The following is an 18710-nucleotide window of genomic DNA, read 5'->3' on the forward strand; positions in this document are numbered from 1 at the left end:
CCCTTCCGGCGTGCGCTACGGGACGGGCGGGAAGGGGACCCCGGCCAGGAGCGGCAGGAGCGTCTCCTCCTCGTAGTCCAGGTGCGCCGTCAGCTCCGCCGACATCCGCTCCAGCTCCGCGCGGAAACGGTCGGGGTCGGCGCCGCCGACGTCGGCCAGGAGGGCGCTCAGGTCCTCCTGGATGCGGGCGACCGTGCGGTGCTCGGCGCGCAGCCGGGCGAAGGCGCCGGCGAGGTGGGGGTGGTGGGCCTCCATCGCCGGGAACATGTGCCGGTCCTCGCTGACGTGGTGGAACTCCAGCGACTGGCAGAACGCCAGGCAGTGCTGGCGGATCTGCAGACCGAGCCCCGGCGCCGGCGGCTCGCCCGGCCCCTGGTGCGCCGCCCGCGCGGCGAAGTGGGCGTCGGTCTCCTCGCGTACGTGCTTCAGCTGCGCGCGGAGCCAGACGTGCACCTCCAGGAGCTTGTCGGCGAGGGTCCTCACCGGGGCGGGGGCAACGGCCCCGGCGTCGACATCGGCATCGGCATCGGCCGCGGCAGGCTCCAGGACCACGACCGGCAGGGTGCGCGTGGTCTTCTCCTGGTACTCGCCGTAGCCGGGCGCGGCGTTCACCACGTGCGCGAACAGCCGGTCCCGGCGCTCCCCTTCGGCGGGCACCGCGACCGCCTCGTACTGTTCGGTGCCGATCTCCACGCGCACGACGGGGTGGGCCAGCAGGTTGTGGTACCAGTCCGGGTGGCTCGGGGCGCCGAGGTTGGACCCGACGACCATGAGCAGGCCGTCGTGGCGCACATAGCCGAGCGGCGTGGTGCGCTCCACGCCGGACCGCGCACCGGTCGTGGTCAGCAACAGCAGGTCGCCGCCCTCGAAGGGGCCGCCGACCTTTCCGCCGTTGGCCCGGAACTCGTCGATGACGGACTGGTTGAAGGAAGACGCGCTGGACATACGGGTGGGCTCTCCGGAAGGACATGCAGGACCGACCGCGGCGCATGGCGCGACGCGGGGTACCTGAAAGACGGGAATCCGCACGGGGCGGAGGGAAGCAGAGGAAAAAGGGGCGCACGGAGCGCCGGGGCGCGCGAACGGGCGCGCCTGCGTCGGGCTCAGCCTGCGAAGCGTGAATTCATGGGAATACCCCTGCACAACGGGTGGTCGCCCAGCTGCCGGCCGGCCCACTTCTCTTTGGCCGGCGCCACGCGCCACGCGCTCATTACATTCGACCGGACCGGCTCACGTCAACGCCGAAGATCACCGGATGCGCGGTCACCCCGGCGGCGGCGGGGCGCAGCGCGCCGCCGTCCCGTCTCCGCGAGGAGTATCGCGGAGACGATCAGTGCGGCGCCGCAGAGGTTGACGGCGGTGAAGGTGTCTCCGGAGAGCCAGTAGCCGGAGACGCCGGCGAAGACCGGTTCCATCGCCATGATCAGGGCGATGCGATGGGGGGACGAGGTCGCGAAGGCCTTGGTCTTGACGAAGAAGGCGAGGGCCGAGCCGGGGACCGCGGTCACGGCCAGGGCCAGCCAGACGGTTTGCCCGGAGGGGGCGGCGAGGGATCCGGTGGCGAGGGACCACAGGAGCCCCGCCAGGCCCACCACGGCCAGTTGGACGAGGGTGAGGGGTCCGGTGCGGGTACCGGGGCCGAGGTGCGCGAGGAGGACGTTCTGCACCGTGAAGGACAGGGCGCAGGCCAGCATCAGGACGTCGCCGCGGTTCACCGACAGCCCTTTGAGGGTGAGCAGTGACAGCCCGGCCAGCGCCAGGGCGGCGCCCGCGGCCTGGTGCGCGCGGGGTGGTGTGCGGAGGACGAGCGCCCCGAGCAGCGGGGTGAAGACCACGGCGAGGCCGGTGATGAAGGCGGCGTTCGACACGGTGGTGTCCTCGAGGCCGACGGTCTGCAGCGCGTACGCCGTGAAGAGCACGCCGCCCGCGACGGTTCCGCCCAGTGCTTCACGCGCCGTGATCCGCCCCGGTGCACGGGCCTGGAAGAGGCCGATGACGGCCGCCGCACCCAGGAAGCGGTAGGCGAGGAACGCCGGGACGGGCAGGAGGGCGACGGCGTCCTGGACGACGACGTAGCTCCAGCCCCACAGTGCCGTGACCCCCAGCATGGCCAGCGCCCACCCGGTGGCGTGAGGTTCGCGCCGCGGCCTTTCCCGTAACCGCAATCGGATACCCCTCCAAGGATGGCGAGGAAGGTAACGGGTGCGGTAACGGGAGTCAACTCCCCTGCCCGGTCGGCTGAAATCCGCTCCTGAAATTTCCGTATGCAAGTGGGTGCCGAGCGTGGATGTACCGGCAGCGCCCGCCCGGGATACTGGGCAATCGGAGATCCCTGCGGAGATCCTGTGGAGGTGGACAAGGCGTGAGTTCGGCAGGCAGTTCGGGTCCGGCCATACCCTCGGTGGACCTGTCATCGGAAAAGGCGGTCGCCGAGATCGGCGAAGTGTGCCGGCGGAGCGGGTTCTTCTCCGTGCGCGGCCACGGCATTCCGGCCGCCCTGGTCACGTCGGCGTTCGAGGAGACGGCGCGGTTCTACGCACGTCCGCTCCGGGAGAAGACCGAGTTCAATGCCGGTATGCGCTCCCAGTTCCTGGGCTACCGGAGCGTGGGCCAGGAGAAGAGCACTTCGCACGCCGGTGGCGAGGCCTGCGAGCAGTACCGGATCGGGAGGACGACCGGTGCCCTGGCGTCGGGGCGGCCGGCCGACTTCTACCACGAGCCTTTCCGGCGGTGCAGCGGCCTCTTCGAGCGCATGGCCGTCCTGGGCGACACTCTCCTGTCGGCCTGCGCCGAGGGCCTCGCCCAGAGCGGCGATTTCTTCGATCCGTACCTGAAGCCGCCGATGCACCGGCTGGGCCTCAACCACTACAAGGTCGGATACGGTGCGGAGATCGCCAATACGGTCGACTACGCGATGTCACCACACATCGATCACGCCCTTTTCACCGTCGTCGCACAGGACGAACCCGGCTTGGAAGTGCGCGGCGCGGACGGCGACTGGACGCCGGTTCCGGTGGTTCCTGACGCCTTCTTCGTGTTCCTCGGCGACTATCTGCAGAGGTGGACGAACGGCACGTACAAGGCGGTGTTCCATCGTGTCGGCCCGGTGACCACCGACAGGATGTCCATCCAGTACAAGCACCGGCCCTCCTACAGCACGGTGGTCGCGCCGCTGGACCCGTTCGTCTCCGCAGCGAATCCGCCCCGGTACGAACCGTTCGACACGGGGAGCCAGTACGCGTCCCTGCTCGCATCCCTCATCGGGGACCGGGAGGCCGCTCCCTGAGCCCCGGCCGGCCGGCGGGCCGGTCACCCCGGGGAGGCCACCTCCGCCGCAGCCCGCCTCGCCGCCACCAGCACCGGATCCCAGACCGGTGAGAACGGCGGGGCGTAGCCCAGGTCCAGGGACGTCAGCTGATCGACCGTCATGCCCGCGGTGAGGGCGACCGCCGCCACGTCGACGCGTTTCGCCGCGCCCTCGCGCCCTACGATCTGGACGCCCAGGAGGCGGCCCGTGCCGTGCTCGGCGAGCATTTTGACCGTCATGGGGCGGGCGCCGGGGTAGTAGCCGGCGCGGCTCGTCGACTCGATGGTGGCGGTCACGTATCGCAGGCCCTCCTCGCGCGCCTGGGCCTCCAGCAGGCCGGTGCGGGCGATCTCCAGGTCGCAGACCTTGCTGACGGCCGTGCCGACCACGCCGGGGAACGTGGCGCGGCCGCCGGTGACGTTGGTGCCGATGACCTGGCCGTGCTTGTTGGCGTGGGTGCCGAGGGCGATGTGCCGGGTGCGGCCGGAGACGAGGTCGAGGACCTCGACGCAGTCGCCGCCGGCCCAGACGTTCTCGTGCCCGCGCACCCGCATGGACCGGTCGGTGAGCAGCCCGCCGGACGCGCCCAGGGGCAGGTCCGCCGCGCGGGCCAGCGTCGTCTCGGGGCGCACGCCGAGCCCGAGGACGACCACGTCGGCGGGGAAGTCGCCGGCATCGGTGGCGACCGCCCGGGCCTTGCCGTCCGGCCCGGTCCGTACGGCGGTGACCTCGGTGTCCGTCACCACCTCGATGCCCATGCCGGTCATGGCGTCGCGCACGAGCCCGCCCATGTCGGGGTCGAGGGTGGCCATCGGCTGTGAGGAGCGCTCGACGACGGTCACCGCGTAGCCGCGCCGGACGATCGCCTCCGCCATCTCGACGCCGATGTATCCCGCGCCGACCACGACCGCCCGGCGGCCCGCCGCGCCGCCGTTCAGTGCGCCGACGAGCGCCCGGCCGTCCTCCAGGGTCTGCACCCCGTGCACGCCCGGTGCGTCGATGCCCTCCAGGGGCGGGCGCACCGGGCGGGCGCCGGTGGCGAGGACGAGGTGGTCGAAGCCGTGCCAGCACTCCTCGCCCGACTCCAGGTCGCGGGCGAGGACGCGCTGCCGGCCGAGGTCGAGCCCGGTCACCTCGGTGCGCATCCGTACGTCGATGCCGCGGCCGCGGTGCTCCTCCGGGGTGCGGGCGATCAGCGCGTCCGGGCCGTCGACCACGCCGCCGGCCCAATATGGGATGCCGCACGCGGAGTAGGACGTGAACCGGCCGCGCTCGAACGCGGTGATCTCCAGCTCGCCGGGCCCGCGGAGCCTGCGCGCCCGGGACGCGGCGGACATGCCCGCTGCGTCGCCTCCGACGACCACGAGTCGCTGCACGGCCATGCGCCGCTCCTTTCAGCCTTCGTCGTTCCTGTGCAGCTGCTGATGCCGCCACTCCAGGAACACCGTCTCGTCTTCCCCCTGCAGCTTCACATCGAAGCGGTACGTGTTCGGCCGTCCGGGCTCGGGCCGCGCCCGCAGCGTCGCCCGCCGTTGCGGCGGCAGCGCGGACAGCAGCGGGTCTCCGGGCGGCTCGGTGACGTACACCCGGGTGAAGAGGTGGTGGTCGAGCCCGCGCGCGAGGACGCACAGGGCGAGGTACGGCACGCCGCCCGGCAGCAGGGTGTGCAGCTCGTAGTGCCCGTCCCGGCAGGTGGGGACGCGGGCGAAGCCGGTGAAGGCCCTGCCGTCGCGGCGCAGGCTGCCCGGCGCCCCGGCGAGCGAGCCGTCCGGGGCCGCCTGCCAGAACTCCAGCAGGGCGTCGGGCACGGGCGTGCCCTCGCCGTCGTAGACGTGGCCGTGAAGGGTGACCGCCCCCGGGTGTCCCGGCGGTGCGAGGTCGCCGCCGCCGGGGAAGGGCAGCGCGGTGCCGTAGTAGGGGCCGACGGTCTGGGAGGGCGTCGGGGGCAGCATCAGCGGCCCTCCTCGGCCCAGGTGGCGGACGGGCCGTCCAGGACGATGTCCCAGCGGTAGCCCAGCGACCGGCCGGGCTCGCCCGCCGCCGGGTCGAAGGCGGAGACCAGCCGGGACCGCGCGGCCGCATCCCTGACGGTGTGCCAGATGATGTCGTCCGGCAGGAGCGGGTCGCCGGGGAAGTACATCTGGGTCACCAGGCGCTGGGTGAACGCCGTGCCGAAGAGGGAGAAGTGCAGGTGCGAGGCGCGCCAGTGGTCCTCCGGGCCGCCCAGCGGATAGGCGCCGGGCCGGACGGTGACGAAGCGGTAGCGGCCGTCGTCGTCGGTCAGGCAGCGGCCCGCGCCGGTGAAGTTGGGGTCGAGCGGGGCGGGGTGGCGGTCGAGCGGGTGGGCGTAGCGGCCGGCGGCGTTGGCCTGCCACACCTCCACGAGCTGGCCGCGCACCGGCCGCCCGCGGCGGTCCGTGACCCGCCCGCCGACGGCGATGCGCTCGCCGATCGGCTCGCCGCGGTGCTGCCGGGTGAGGTCGTGGTCGAGGGGGCCGACGTCGGCCGCTCCGAAGACGGGGCCGGTCAGCTCGACGGTGTCCGGCAGGGGCGGCAGCGGCACGGGCACGCGGACGGCCGGCCTGAGGGGCACGCGGAGGGCCACGGCGCGTGCGGCGGGGGAGAGGGTGTCGTCGGGGTCCGTAGGGCGTATCCGTTCCTGTGCGGGTTCAGAGAGGGCCATGGGACCGATCTACCCCGTGCCGCCCGCGGTGATCCCGGCCGGGCCGCCGACGGGTCAGATCAGCGGGGCGCCCGCATAGTTCTCGGCCAGTTCCGCAGCGGCCGCCGTGGGCCCGGTGAGCCGGCGCAGCCGGGCGAGCTGCATCGCGCGGTCGTAGGCGTCGGCGCCCGGAGCGGTGTGCAGCAGCGTCGTCATGTCGTGCGAGAAGGCCTGGGCCTGCCACACCCGGCGCAGACAGTTGTCCGAATAGCGGTCGATGAGGGAGGTCGAGCCGCTGCGGTGCCAGTGGGTGAACGCGCGGGCCATCGTGACGACGTCCCCGAAGGCCAGGTTGAGGCCCTTGGCGGCGCTCGGCGGGACGATGTGCGCCGCGTCCCCGGCGAGCAGCAGCCGCCCGTGGCGCATGGGTTCGATGACCTGGCTGCGCAGGCCGCTCACGGACTTGGTGAGGACGGGCCCGCGCTGCAGCCGCCGGCCCCTGGCGGCCAGCCGGACGTCGAGCTCGTCCCAGATGCGGTCGTCCGGCCAGTCGCCGGGCGAGGTGCCGTTGGGCACCTGGATGTAGAGCCGGGAGAGGGCGGGGGTGCGCATGCTGTGCAGCGCGAAGCCCCGTTCGTGGCCGGCGAGCAGCAGCTCGTCGCTGGAGGGCGCGACGTCCGCGAGGATGCCGAGCCAGGAGTAGGGGTACGTGCGCGCGTGCATCCGGACCGCGCCCGGGGGCAGGGCGCGCCGGGAGGCCCCGTACGAGCCGTCGCAGCCGGCCACGTACTCGCACTCCAGCGTCCGCTCCGGGCCGCCCCTCCCCTCCGCCCCGCCCGCCCCGTCCGTGGCGAAGCGGACCAGCGGCTGCTCCCCGTCGGTCTTCTCCACGGCCACCACCCGCGCGCCGAACAGCAGCGGCGGGCCGTCCGCCAGCTGAAGGGCGATCAGGTCCTTGACGACCTCGGTCTGCGGATAGAGCGTCACGGTCCGGCCGCCGGTCATGGAGGGCAGGTCCACCCGGTGCGCCTCGCCTTCGAAGCGCAGCTCGAAGCCGCGGTGGACCAGGCCCTCGCGGTCCAGCCGGTCGCCCGCGCCGCACTCCCGCAGGACGTCCGCGGCGCCCTGCTCCAGCATCCCGGCGCGCTGGCGCCGCTCCACGTACGCCCGGTCGCGGGCCTCCAGGACGACGCAGTCCACTCCGGCCCGGTGCAGCAGCCGGGCGAGCAGCAGGCCGGCGGGACCGGCTCCGATGATGGCGACGGTGGTACGCATGGGCGGGCAACCTCCCCGGAGAGCGAGCGCCGTACGGGCCCCGGCCTGCGCGCTCCTCCGGGCCGGTGGCCTCAGCGTTCGAGGACCAGCGCCTGCCCCTGCCCGACGCCGATGCACAGCGCGGCCAGCCCCGTGCCCGAGCCCGCCGCAGCGAGCCGATGGGCCACGGCCCCTGCGAGGCGCGCGCCGGAGCATCCGAGCGGGTGGCCGATGGCGATCGCGCCGCCGCGGGGGTTGACGATCCCGGGGTCGAGGTCCGGCCACTCCGCGAAGCATCCCAGGACCTGGGCCGCGTAGGCCTCGTTGAGCTCGAAATATGTCACGTCCGCCAGCGAGCGCCCGGCCTTGGCGAGGGCCCGCCGCACGGCCTCCACCGGCCCGAGCCCGTAGAGGTCCGGCTCCAGCGCGGTGACCGCCGAGGCCCGTACGCGCGCGAGCGGCTCGCGGCCCGTGCGCCGCAGGCCCTCCTCGTCGCACAGCAGCACCGCCGCCGCGCCGTCGTTGAGCGGCGAGGCGTTGCCGGCGGTGACCGTGCCGCCCTCCTTGCGGAAGGCCGGCTTCAGGCGGGCGAGGGCCTCCATGGAGGTGTTGTCGCGGATGGTCTCGTCGCGGGGCAGCTCCACGCCCGGCACCGGGACGACCTCGGCGGCGTACGCGCCCTCCGCCCACGCCCGCGCCGCCTTGCGGTGGCTGGCGAGCGCGTAGGCGTCCTGCTGCTCACGGGTGATGCCGTACTTGTCGGCGATCAGCTCGGCGCCCTCGCCCAGCGACGTCGTCCACCGCTCGGGCATGGCCGGGTTGGTCATCCGCCAGCCCAGCGTGGTCGAGTACAGCTGCTGGTGGGCCGCGGGGAAGGCCCGCTCCGGCTTCGGCATGACGTAGGGCGCGCGCGTCATGGACTCGACGCCGCCCGCCACCACGACCGAGGCGTCGCCGAGCGCGATCGCGCGGTACGCGTGGACGACGGCCTCCAGGCCCGAGGCGCACAGCCGGTTGACCGTCAGGCCCGGCACCGTCACCGGCAGGCCGGACAGCAGGACGGCCATCCGGGCCACGTTGCGGTTCTCCTCGCCGGCCCCGTTGGCGTTGCCGAAGACGACGTCGTCGATCAGGGCGGGGTCGAGGCCGGGGCTGCGGCCGACGACGGAGCGCACCACGTGCGCCGCGAGGTCGTCGGGCCGGACGGAGGCGAGGGCGCCACCGTACTTGCCGACCGGGGTGCGCACGGCGTCGACGACGTACACGTCCCGGATGCGGTCGTTCATGGCTGCTCCTCCCGCGGCGCCCCACCACCGGGGTCCGCCCTGTGAACTGGTGTTCATGGTCGGCCGCAGTCGAGTCTTCGGGCTGCGGCCGTCCGCTGTCAATGGGTAACCGTCCGACCGTTCGGGCGGGAGTCGTTCCCGCGGCCCGGCCGCCGGTCCGCGCAGGGGCGTTTGAGAGAGTGGTGCCATGAGCGCAGCGGACATTTCGGCGGACCGTTCACGGCGGCACGCGGCCGTCATCGGCGGGGGGATCTCGGGGCTCGCAGCGGCCCTGCGGCTGGCACGGGCGGGCGTCCGCGTCACGCTGCTGGAGAGCGAGGGCCGCGTCGGCGGCAAGCTGCACACGGGCGAGATCGCGGGCATGCCCGTGGACCTCGGCGCCGAATCGGTGCTGGCCCGCCGCCCCGAAGCCGTGGAGCTCGCCCGCGCCGCCGGCCTCGGCGACCACCTGCAGCCGCCCGCCGCCACCGCGATGCTGTGGACCCGCGGCGAGCTGCGCCCCCTGCCCACCGGGCACACCATGGGCGTCCCCGGCGACCTCGCCCCGCTGGCCGCCGCCGGCATCCTCTCCGCCGACGGGCTCGCCCGCGTCGCCCGGGACGCCGAGCTGCCGCACACCGACCCCGGCGAGGACGTCGCCATCGGCGCGTACATCGCCGAACGCATGGGCCGCGAGGTCGTCGACCGCCTCGTCGAGCCGCTCCTCGGCGGCGTCTACGCGGGCGACGCCTACCGCATCTCGATGCGGGCGGCCGTACCGCCGCTCTTCGAGGCCGCCCGCACCCACCGCTCGCTCGGCGAGGGCGTGCGGGAGCTGCAGGCGCGCGCCGCCGCCCGGCAGCAGACCGGGCCGGTCTTCATGGGCATCGAGGGCGGCATCGGCCGGCTGCCGCTCGCCGTCGCGGACGCGGTGCGCGCCGCGGGCGGCGAGATCCGCACCCACGCGCCGGTGGCCGAGATCGTGCGCACCGCGGACGGCGGCTGGCTGGTCGAGCTGGAGGACGAGACGCTGGCGGTGGACGCCGTCGTCGTCGCCACGCCCGCGCACGACGCGGCCCGCATCATCGCCCGCGCCTGCCGCGCCGCCGGGGCCGGCGCCGCCGTCGACGCCCTCGCCGACGTCGAGTACGCCTCCATGGCGCTGGTCACCATGGCCTTCCGCCGCTCCGACGCCGAGGGGCTGCCGAGCGGCAGCGGCTTCCTCGTCCCGCCCGTCGACGGGCGGAAGATCAAGGCGTCCACGTTCTCCAGCAACAAGTGGCGCTGGAACGCCGAAGCCGACCCGGACCTGTTCGTCCTGCGCACCTCGATCGGGCGGTACGGCGACGAGGGCGACCTGACGCGCCCGGACGCCGAGCTGGTGGACCTGTCGCTCAAGGACCTCGGCGCCGCCGTGGGCCTCGCGGCCGCCCCCGTCGGGACCCGGGTCACCCGCTGGGACGACGGGCTGCCGCAGTACCCGGTCGGCCACCTCGCGCGCGTGGCGCGCATCCGCGAGCACGTCGCCCGCCTGCCCGGCCTGGAGGTCTGCGGCGCCGTCTACGACGGCGTGGGCATCCCGGCCTGCATCTCGAGCGCCCACCGCGCGGCCGACGGGCTCATCGCGACCCTGGCCGAGGGCGCGGGGGACGACGAGGGAGAATAGGGACCATGACTGACGCGCAGAAGATCCCGAACGCCGGCAAGAAGGCCAAGGACCTCAACGAGGTCATCCGCTACACCCTCTGGTCGGTGTTCAAGCTCCGCGATGTCCTGCCGCAGGACCGCGCCGGCTGGGCCGACGAGGTGGAGGAGCTGTTCGCCCAGCTCGCCGAGAAGGACGTCACCGTGCGCGGCACGTACGACCTCTCGGGCCTGCGCGCCGACGCCGACGTCATGATCTGGTGGCACTCCGAGACCTCGGACGCCCTCCAGGACGCCTACAACCTCTTCCGCCGCACCCGCCTCGGCCGTGCGCTGGAGCCGGTGTGGTCGAACATGGCGCTGCACCGCCCTGCCGAGTTCAACAAGTCGCACATCCCGGCGTTCCTCGCCGACGAGACGCCGCGCGACTACGTCAGCGTCTACCCCTTCGTGCGCTCGTACGACTGGTACCTGCTGCCCGACGAGGACCGCCGCCGCATGCTCGCGGACCACGGCAAGATGGCCCGCGGCTACCCGGACGTGCGTGCCAACACGGTCGCGTCCTTCTCGCTGGGCGACTACGAGTGGATCCTCGCCTTCGAGGCGAACGACCTCTACCGCATCGTCGACCTGATGCGGCACCTCCGCGCGTCCGAGGCACGGATGCACGTGCGCGAGGAGGTGCCCTTCTACACGGGTCGCCGGAAGGCGGTCGCGGAGCTGGTGGCCGGCCTGGCCTGACGGCCGGACGGTCCGGGGCGCCGCCCCGGACCCCGGTCCTCGGACGGCCCTTCTCCTATGCCGGCTGCTTGAGGCCCTTGCCCGCCGTGGCCGCGGGTTCCCGGCGCGGTGCGCACTGCGCGCCCCGCGCCGGGACCGCGCCCGTCAGCAGGTACGTGTCCAGGTGGCGGTTGACGCAGCGGTTGGGGCCGCCCCCGATGCCGTGCGTGCCCGCGTCCCGCTCGGTCACCAGCGCCGAGCCCGGCAGCCTGCGGCGCAGCTCCAGCGCGCCCGTGTACGGGGTGGCCGCGTCCCGCTCCGACGCCAGCAGCAGCGTGGGCGGCAGGGCGCCGCGCGCCGCGCGGACGTCGAGCGGCCGCTGCGAGTGCGTCTTCCAGAACGCGCACGGCAGGTTCATCCAGGCGTTCTGCCAGGTCTCGAACGGGGCCCGCTCCGCCAGCCGCGTGTTGTCGCGGTCCCACACCCGCCAGGAGCGCGGCCAGCGCGCGTCGTTGCACTCGACGGCGGTGTAGACGGCGTTGGCGTTCTCGCTCGCGGCGGCGCCCGAGGCATCCGGCTCCGCGAGGACGCGCAGCGGCTTGGCGTCCCCGCGCAGGTACGCCGCCAGGGCGTTCGCGCCGCGCGCCCAGTAGGTGTCGGTGTAGCCGACCTGGAGGAGCGCGGCCTGCAGCTCCCCGGGCCCGACCTTGCCGGCGGGGCGGTGCCCGAGCCGCTTGCTCGCGCGGTCGTAGGAGGCCAGCACCTGCCCCGCGGTGCGCCCGAGGTGGTAGACCTTGTCGTGCCGGGCGACCCAGCGCCGCCAGTCGCCCCAGCGCTTCTCGAAGGCCGCGGACTGGTCCAGGTTGCTGCGGTACCAGATCTTCTTGGGGTCGGGGTCGACCACGCTGTCGAAGACCATGCGGCGCACGTGCCCGGGGAAGAGCGTGGCGTAGAGCGCGCCGAAGTAGGTGCCGTAGGACGCGCCCATGTACGTCAGCCTCCGTTCGCCGAGCGCGGCGCGGAGCACGTCCAGGTCGCGGGCGTTGTTGAGGCTGGTGAAGTGCCGCAGGTCGGCGCCGGCCTTGCGGGCGCAGCCCTGGGCGTAGGCCTTGGCCTCGGCGATCTTCTTGCGCTTGTAGGCGGCCGAGGGGTGCTGCGGGGCGTCGGTGGGGGCCTTCGCGAAGCTCGCGGGGTTCACGCACGACAGCGGGGCGGAGCGGCCGACGCCGCGGGGCGCGTAGCCGATGAAGTCGTAGGCCTTCGCCAGCTTCTTCCACTGCGGGACGGCGGCGAGCAGCGGGAAGAACATGCCGGAGCCGCCCGGGCCGCCGGGGTTGTAGACGAGCGCGCCCTGCCGTTCGTGCGCCGGGCCGGTGGCGCGGCCGCGGCTGACGGTGAGATTGATGTGCTTGCCGTGGGGGTGGGCGTAGTCCAGCGGTACGGACACGGTGCCGCACTCGAAGGGAGCGGGCAGGCCCTCGGCCACGGGGCACGCCCCGAAGCGGATGCCGGCCGCGGCGGCCTGCTGGGCGGCCTTGGCCGCACCGAGGGCTTCGGCGTAGCCGCCCGGCGTGTGCCCCGGGGCGAGGGCATCGGCCGGGGCGCTGACGAGTGTGGTGAGAACCAGGGATCCGAGGGCTCCGTACAACGCGACTGCTCTCACTGACCATCCCTTCCCGGCGTTAATGTGACAAAAGGGATATTTGGCCCGGGGTTCGGCGAAGTAAAGCACCGGCGGCCGGTGTCGCCGGAATGCGGCCGAAGGGGGAGGCGCGCGCGTGCGGGGCGCGGCATGGACGAGGCCCCGCGATCGGGGGGATGTCGCGGGGCCTCTGTCCGTGTCAACGGCCGGACGGCCGGGTTGGTTCCCCCGCTTCTGCGGCAGTATGGCGGGTGGGGGTGGTGTGCGTGCGGGAGCGGCCGGACGGCAAGAGGAGTGCGAACGGGAAGACTTACGATCCCGAGCGGCTGTTCCTGCCGCCCGACGACGACCTGGCCCCCAACCGCCCCGGCGAGACGCTCCGCGCCCGGCTCGACGGCTCCGCGGCGGCGGGCGCCGCCGGGCGGGCCCGCCTCGCGCTCGCCCGCCTGCTCGGCCGGCGGCCCGTGGAGGACGCCTGGCGCCGGGCGCTGGCCGCCGAACAGTGCGTCGGCGCGGCGCTCGAAGGGCTCGCCGGAAGCGGCTGGGACGTGGTGCACTCCATCGTCCTGCCCGGGGACGCGATCATCTCGCACCTGCTGATCGGCCCCGGCGGGGTCTTCGGCATCTCCGCCAGGCCAGGGCGGCGGGCGCGCGTCCGCGCCGGCGAGTCGCAGGTGCGCACGGACCGGGAGCGGCGGCCCTGCCCGTACGTCCGCGAGACGCGGCACGACGCGGCGCGCGCCTCCCTCGTCCTCTCCCGCGGCTGCGGCTTCCTCGTGCGGGTGGAGCCGGTGCTGGTGTTCGTCGGCGCGCGGAGCGTGGAGGCCGCGCCGGAGCTCGACGACGTCCGGGTGCTGGGGGAGGGGGAGGTGCCGGGGCTCGGCGCGCTGGGCGGGGTGCTGCATCCGGACCGGGCGCGGCGCATCCATACGGTGGCGCGCAACCGGCGGGTGTGGCTGTGGGCGTGACGGTGCGTCGGCTCCGGGGTAGCGCTGCGGCTGCGTGACGTACCGTCAGACGGGTGAAGTCCGGGCGTATTTCCCGACCGGGCGGCCGGTTGCTGCGTAGCCTTGATCGTGCGGTCGAGGACCACGGGACGGCTGCGGTGCGGTGCGCCGCGCCCGGCGGACGCTCGGGGATGCAGGGGTTCCTGCGGGACCCCCTGCGCCGGGCGCCGGCACGCACGGCTGCCGCCCCGTAACTCGACCGCGTTCGTTTTCGGCCGTGGCCGGTGCTTCCGCGCCGCCGGGGCGACCGGGCTCCGCCGCGCCCGTGGCGGTCTCCGGCGATGCCGGGCCGGCCTGGTGGCCGGGGGTCGGTTCGGCAGCGCCGGTCCGGTTGCCGGTGGTTGCGCGCCGCGGCGGCGGTGGGAAGCGGGCGTGCCCGGCCGCTGGTGCTTCGGCGAGCTCCGTCCGCCGTGGCGGAGAAGGGCGCAGGCCCGCTGCGGAGTCCACGGGGCCCGGTGCTCCCCGTCCCGCCGCAGCGGTGCGTGGCCGCGATGGTGGTGTCCGGCGGTGCCCGGTCGGCGGGATGGAGGTGGCGGTGGGTCGTGAGGGGTGGCGCTTGCTGCCGGTCCGGCACCGCCGGGCCGGTCGTGGCGGGCTGCGCGCCGCTGCGGCGGTGGGAGGGAGGCGGGCCTTGCCCCCGGTGGCTCGGCAGGCTTCGGCCACTGCGGCGGCGGCACGCGCGGCGGTGGGGAGGCGCGGGCGGAGGGCTGCCGGTCGTGGCGGCCTGTGTCCGCCGTGGCGGTGCGCCACCGGCATCGTGGTGAGCGGCGGTGGCAGGTCGGCGCCGCAGCGAGTGGCCGCCCTCGTGGCGGTCGGTGGGACCGTGCTCGTCCTCGCCGGGTGCGCGGCGCCCTCTCCTGCTCCCGTGGGCGGCGAGCGCATCGACGCGAACCCCGGTCGCTGCGGGCACGGATGGCGTCATCCCCGGCCCGGCACGCAGACCTTCACCCTGCACAACACCTCCGGCACCGCCACCGAGGTCCAGCTCACCGACGCCCGCACCGGTGCCGTCCTCGGTGAGGTCGAAGGGCTCGCGCCCGGGGCCGTGCGGGGGCTTCCGGTGCGGCTCGGGGCCGGCACGTACGTCTTCGTGTGCCTGGGGGACGACACCGACCCCGTCACCGGCCCCGCCGTCCGCGTCCCCGGCGACCCCCGCCGCACCCGCAGCGGCCCCGCCGCCGTCCCGGTGTCCGTGCACGACCTCATCCCGCCCGCCCTGGAGTACCAGCGGTGGGCGGGCCGCAGCATGACCCGCCTCGTGGCCGCCACGGACGCCCTGCGCACGGCCGTCCGCACCGGCGACCGCCCCGCCGCCCGCTCCCGCTGGCTCACCGCCCACCTGGCCTACGCGCGCCTCGGCGCCGCCTACGGGGCCTTCGGCGACGCGGGTGACGCCCTCGACCGCACCGGCGCGGGCCTGCCCCGCGGCGTGCGCGACCCCGGCTTCACGGGCTTCCACCGCGTCGAGCACGGCCTCTGGCACCACGAGCGCGCCCCGGCGCTGCGCCGAGCCGCCGACCGGCTCGCCCGCGACGTCCGTGCCCTGCGCGCCGGCTGGGCGCACACCCGGATGGACCCGGCCGACCTCGGCCGGCGCGCGCACGAGATCCTCGAGGACACCCTGCGGGCCGAGCTGACCGGCCGCACCGACCACGGCAGCGGGAGCAGCCTCGCCACCGCCCGCGCCCACCTCGACGCCACCCGTGCCGTCCTCGGCCCCCTTCGCCCCCTCCTGCGCACCCGCTACCCGGGCCTGCCGGCCCTCGACCGCCGCCTGGACCGCGCGGCCCGGATCCTCGACGCCCATGCCCGCCACGGACAGTGGACCCCGCTCGGTCGCCTGGACCGCGCGCAGCGGGCACGCGTCGACGCCGCCGTCGGCGACCTCACCGAGCGCCTCGCGTCCGTCGCCGCACTCTGCGACGTACGGAGGACGCCATGAGGCGCGTCCCCTGGCGCGTCCCCCGGCGCGGCCTCCTGCGCGGCGCACTGGCGGCAGGCGCCGCGGCCACGCTCACCGCCCCTGCTCCTGCCCCCGCACCCGCGCCCGCCTCCGCCGACGGGCCCCGGGCCGCCGCCGGCCCCCGCTTCCACGGCCCCCACCAGGCCGCGATCCTCACCCCGCCCGCCCGCGCCACGGCCTTCACCTCCTTCGACGTCACCGCCGCCGACCGCCGCGAGCTCGCCGACCTCCTGCGCACCCTCACCGACCGCGCCCGCTTCCTGACCACCGGCGGCACCCCCGCCCCCACCGGCATCACCGCGCCGCCCCCCGACTCCGGCATCCTCGGCCCGTACGTCCCGGCCGACGGCGGACTCGGCGTCACCCTCTCGGCAGGCGCCTCGCTCTTCGACGGCCGCTACGGCCTCGCCGACCGCGCCCCGCGCCGGCTGCGCACCATGCCCGTCTTCCCCGACGACGACCTCGACCCCGCCTGGTGCCACGGCGACCTCGGCCTCCAGCTGTGCGCCGACAGCCCCGACACCGTCCTGCACGCCCTGCGCGACCTCACCCGCCACACCCGCGGCGGCCTGCAGATCCGCTGGCGGCTCGACGGCCACACCGCCCCGCCCCGCCCCTCCGGCACGCCCCGCAACCTCTTCGGCTTCAAGGACGGCACCTCCGGCCCCGACCCCCGCGACGCGCGCCTCATGGACCGCCTCGTGTGGACCGCCGCGGACTCCGGCGAACCGCCCTGGGCCGCGGGCGGCAGCTACCAGGTCGTCCGGCTGATCCGCATGCTCACCGAGTTCTGGGACCGCATCCCGCTCTCCGAACAGGAGCGCGTCATCGGCCGCAGCCGCGACACCGGCGCCCCCCTCGACGGCGCCCGCGAGAGCGACCCGCCGCGCTACGCCCACGACCCCGAGGGCGAGGTGACCCCCCTGGACAGCCACATCCGCCTGGCCCACCCGCGCACCCCCGGCAGCGAGGCGCACCGGCTGCTGCGCCGCTCGTACAACTACGACCGCGGCGTCGGCAGCAACGGCACCCTCGACCAGGGCCTGCTCTTCTGCTGCTACCAGCGCGACCCGGTGCGCCAGTTCACGGCCGTGCAGAAACGACTCGCCGGAGAGCCGCTGACCGACTACGTCACCCCCTTCGGCGGCGGCTGGTTCTTCGCCTTCCCCGGCGTGCGGGACCGCGCGGACTGGTACGGCCGCGCCCTGCTGGCCGGCGGCACGGGCCGAACGGGAGGAAAGCCATGACCTGTACGCGTCTCCGCATCCGTACGCGCACCCGCACCCGTGCTCGTGCTCGTACCCGAACCCGTATCCGTACGAGAAGGGGCGCCCGCCTAGGCGCCGCCTTCGCCGTCCTCGCCGCGGCCGGCGCGGCGGCCGCCGCCCCGCCCGCGGCCGCGATGCCCTTCCCCGGCGACTGGACCGGGACCGAGTCGCCGATCGAGCACCTCGTCGTCGTCTTCGACGAGAACGTCTCCTTCGACCACTACTTCGCCACCTACCCGCGGGCCGCCAACACCGACGGCACCCGCTTCGAGGCCTCCCGCGCGACGCCCGCCCGGATCGACAACCTGCGCACGGCCGGGCTGCTGCAGCGCAACCCCAACCAGTACCCGCCCCGCCGCCTGTCCTCCCGGCAGGCCCTGACCTGCGACCAGAACCACTCCTACGGCCCGGAGCAGTACGCGGCCAACGGCGGCAAGGCCGACAAGTTCGTCCAGAACACCGACTCCGGGAAGTGCTCCGGCCGGCTGTTCGGCGAGCCCGGGCTCGTCATGGACTACTACGACGGGAACACCGTCACCGCCCTGTGGAACTACGCCCAGCACTACGCCCTGAACGACCGCTCCTTCAGCACCACCTACGGGCCGTCCACCCCCGGCGCGATCAATCTCGTCTCCGGCCAGACCCACGGCGTCGTCTCCACCGACCCGGCAACCGGCACGGAGCGGCCGCAGCGCACCGCGAAGCCGGACCCGCGCGTCGTGGTGGCGCCGGACGCCGACGGCGTCGGCACGATCCTCACCGACCCCGACCCGGCGTACGACGACTGCTCCAACAGGGACCGCACCGGGCGCGGCGCCCTCGCCGCCATGACCGGCCGGACCATCGGTGACGTGCTCGGCGAGGAGGGCGTCACGTGGGGCTGGTTCCAGGGCGGGTTCCGCCCGAGCACCCCCTGGGACGGGCGGCCCGGGCACCACGCGCGTTGCTCCGGCCGGACGCACGCCAACGCCGGGGGCACGCGGGTGATCGACTACAGCCCGCACCACGAGCCGTTCCAGTACTACCGGTCGACCGCCAACCCGCACCACCTCCCGCCGCGGTCCGTGGCCGAGATCGGCCGGGACGGGCAGGCGAACCACCAGTACGACCTCACCGACTTCGACGCGGCCCTGCGCGCCGGGCGGCTGCCCGCCGTGAGCTTCCTCAAGGCCCCCGCCGCGCAGGACGGGCACGCGGGCTACTCCGGGCCCGTCGACGAGCAGCGCTTCCTCGTGGAGTGGATCAACAGGATCCAGAGCGCGCCGCAGTGGGGGAGCACGGCGGTCGTCATCGCCTACGACGACTCCGACGGCTGGTACGACCACGCCTACGCCGCGCCGCGCAACGGCTCCCGCCTCGGGGGCAAGGGGCCGCACGGCAAGCCGCTGGACGGCCCCGCCTGCCGGGCCGGGCCCGCCGCGGCCGGGGGGCACGCGGGGCGGTGCGGGCCGGGGCCGCGGCAGCCGCTGCTGGTGATCTCGCCGTACAGCAAGGTCAACGCGGTCGACCACACGCCGACCGAGCAGACGTCGATCCTCCGCTTCATCGAGTGGAACTGGGACACCGGTCCCGTCGGCGGCTCGTCCTTCGACGCCCGCGCCGGATCGCTGCTGAACATGTTCGACTTCGCGCGCCCCAACGGGAAGCGGGTGCTGCTGAACGCGGACGGCTCCGTGCGCTCGGTGGGGCGCATCGGGGTCGTGGCCCCCGTGCGCACGAAGATCACCGACGGTGCGTCGCCGGGGCCGCCCGCGGCCGCCCTGCGGACACCGGTCGCCTGGGCGGCGGGCGGCACGGCGATGTGCGGGGGCGTGGCGGCGGCCCTGTGGCGTCGCCGGTCACGCCGCCGGGGCTGACGCCCCGGGGGCCTCCGCCGCGACGGCGGGCACCCACCGGGGTGGTGTCCGGCGGTGCCGGGCCGGCCTGAGGCGGGCCCGGCACCGCCGGGGTGCGCCGTGGTGGCTTGTCGCCGCTGCGG

General features: G+C 74.9%; 15 protein-coding genes. 7 read left to right on the plus strand and 8 right to left on the minus strand.

Annotated elements, in window-relative coordinates; translation table 11 throughout:
- Positions 1-15: 15 nt before the first annotated feature.
- Both AS857_RS07380 and AS857_RS39490 read right to left on the minus strand, forming a co-directional pair.
- Positions 16-945, minus strand: a complete 930-nt coding sequence (locus AS857_RS07380) for a nitroreductase/quinone reductase family protein (protein WP_058042334.1) — start codon at positions 943-945, stop codon at positions 16-18.
- A gap of 290 nt (positions 946-1235) precedes the next feature.
- Positions 1236-2108 (minus strand): DMT family transporter, encoded by an 873-nt coding sequence (locus AS857_RS39490; protein ID WP_058042335.1) that lies wholly within the window; start codon positions 2106-2108, stop codon positions 1236-1238.
- A gap of 293 nt (positions 2109-2401) precedes the next feature.
- On the opposite strand from AS857_RS39490, the gene AS857_RS07390 reads away from it, so the two are divergent.
- The gene (locus AS857_RS07390; protein ID WP_245699669.1) at positions 2402-3286 is read left to right on the plus strand and encodes a 2OG-Fe(II) oxygenase family protein; all 885 of its coding nucleotides are present in this window, start codon (positions 2402-2404) and stop codon (positions 3284-3286) included.
- A gap of 23 nt (positions 3287-3309) precedes the next feature.
- Here the strand turns inward: AS857_RS07390 and AS857_RS07395 are convergent, their stop codons facing one another.
- From AS857_RS07395 to AS857_RS07415, 5 genes are all read right to left on the minus strand, one after another.
- The gene (locus tag AS857_RS07395; RefSeq protein ID WP_058042337.1) at positions 3310-4689 is read right to left on the minus strand and encodes an FAD-dependent oxidoreductase; all 1380 of its coding nucleotides are present in this window, start codon (positions 4687-4689) and stop codon (positions 3310-3312) included.
- A 12-nt stretch (positions 4690-4701) separates the two neighbouring features.
- Positions 4702-5259, minus strand: coding sequence for a protocatechuate 3,4-dioxygenase subunit alpha (gene pcaG, locus AS857_RS07400; RefSeq protein ID WP_058042338.1), 558 nt, complete (start codon positions 5257-5259; stop codon positions 4702-4704).
- On the minus strand, positions 5259-5990 hold the full coding sequence (pcaH, locus tag AS857_RS07405; RefSeq protein ID WP_079110154.1) for a protocatechuate 3,4-dioxygenase subunit beta: 732 nt from the start codon (positions 5988-5990) through the stop codon (positions 5259-5261). The genes pcaG and pcaH overlap by 1 nt, the downstream gene beginning before the upstream one ends.
- Before the next feature lie 54 nt (positions 5991-6044).
- Positions 6045-7244, minus strand: coding sequence for a 4-hydroxybenzoate 3-monooxygenase (locus tag AS857_RS07410; protein ID WP_058042339.1), 1200 nt, complete (start codon positions 7242-7244; stop codon positions 6045-6047).
- 71 nt (positions 7245-7315) lie between these two features.
- Positions 7316-8509: a thiolase family protein gene (locus AS857_RS07415; protein ID WP_058042340.1), complete on the minus strand. Its 1194-nt coding sequence runs from the start codon at positions 8507-8509 to the stop codon at positions 7316-7318.
- Positions 8510-8696: 187 nt separating this feature from the next.
- On the opposite strand from AS857_RS07415, the gene hemG reads away from it, so the two are divergent.
- A complete protein-coding gene (hemG, locus tag AS857_RS07420; protein ID WP_058042341.1) occupies positions 8697-10154 on the plus strand; it encodes a protoporphyrinogen oxidase in 1458 nt (485 codons plus the stop codon).
- 5 nt (positions 10155-10159) lie between these two features.
- A complete protein-coding gene (gene hemQ / locus AS857_RS07425) occupies positions 10160-10873 on the plus strand; it encodes a hydrogen peroxide-dependent heme synthase (protein WP_058042342.1) in 714 nt (237 codons plus the stop codon).
- Positions 10874-10928: 55 nt separating this feature from the next.
- Here hemQ and AS857_RS07430 read toward each other — a convergent pair whose 3' ends face one another.
- A complete protein-coding gene (locus AS857_RS07430) occupies positions 10929-12515 on the minus strand; it encodes an alpha/beta hydrolase (RefSeq protein ID WP_058042343.1) in 1587 nt (528 codons plus the stop codon).
- A 245-nt stretch (positions 12516-12760) separates the two neighbouring features.
- Between AS857_RS07430 and AS857_RS07435 the strand changes: the two genes are divergently transcribed.
- The 4 genes from AS857_RS07435 (at position 12761) to AS857_RS07450 (ending at position 18588) form a co-directional block, all read left to right on the plus strand.
- On the plus strand, positions 12761-13462 hold the full coding sequence (locus AS857_RS07435) for a nuclease-related domain-containing protein (RefSeq protein ID WP_144440755.1): 702 nt from the start codon (positions 12761-12763) through the stop codon (positions 13460-13462).
- 844 nt (positions 13463-14306) lie between these two features.
- Positions 14307-15443, plus strand: coding sequence for an imelysin family protein (locus AS857_RS07440; protein WP_420823920.1), 1137 nt, complete (start codon positions 14307-14309; stop codon positions 15441-15443).
- Positions 15440-16711 (plus strand): iron uptake transporter deferrochelatase/peroxidase subunit, encoded by a 1272-nt coding sequence (gene efeB / locus AS857_RS07445; protein ID WP_058042345.1) that lies wholly within the window; start codon positions 15440-15442, stop codon positions 16709-16711. The genes AS857_RS07440 and efeB overlap by 4 nt, the downstream gene beginning before the upstream one ends.
- On the plus strand, positions 16708-18588 hold the full coding sequence (locus tag AS857_RS07450; RefSeq protein WP_079110156.1) for a phospholipase C: 1881 nt from the start codon (positions 16708-16710) through the stop codon (positions 18586-18588). The genes efeB and AS857_RS07450 overlap by 4 nt, the downstream gene beginning before the upstream one ends.
- Positions 18589-18710 lie beyond the last annotated feature (122 nt).

This window comes from Streptomyces roseifaciens, from assembly GCF_001445655.1.
GTDB lineage: Bacteria > Actinomycetota > Actinomycetes > Streptomycetales > Streptomycetaceae > Streptomyces > Streptomyces aureoversilis.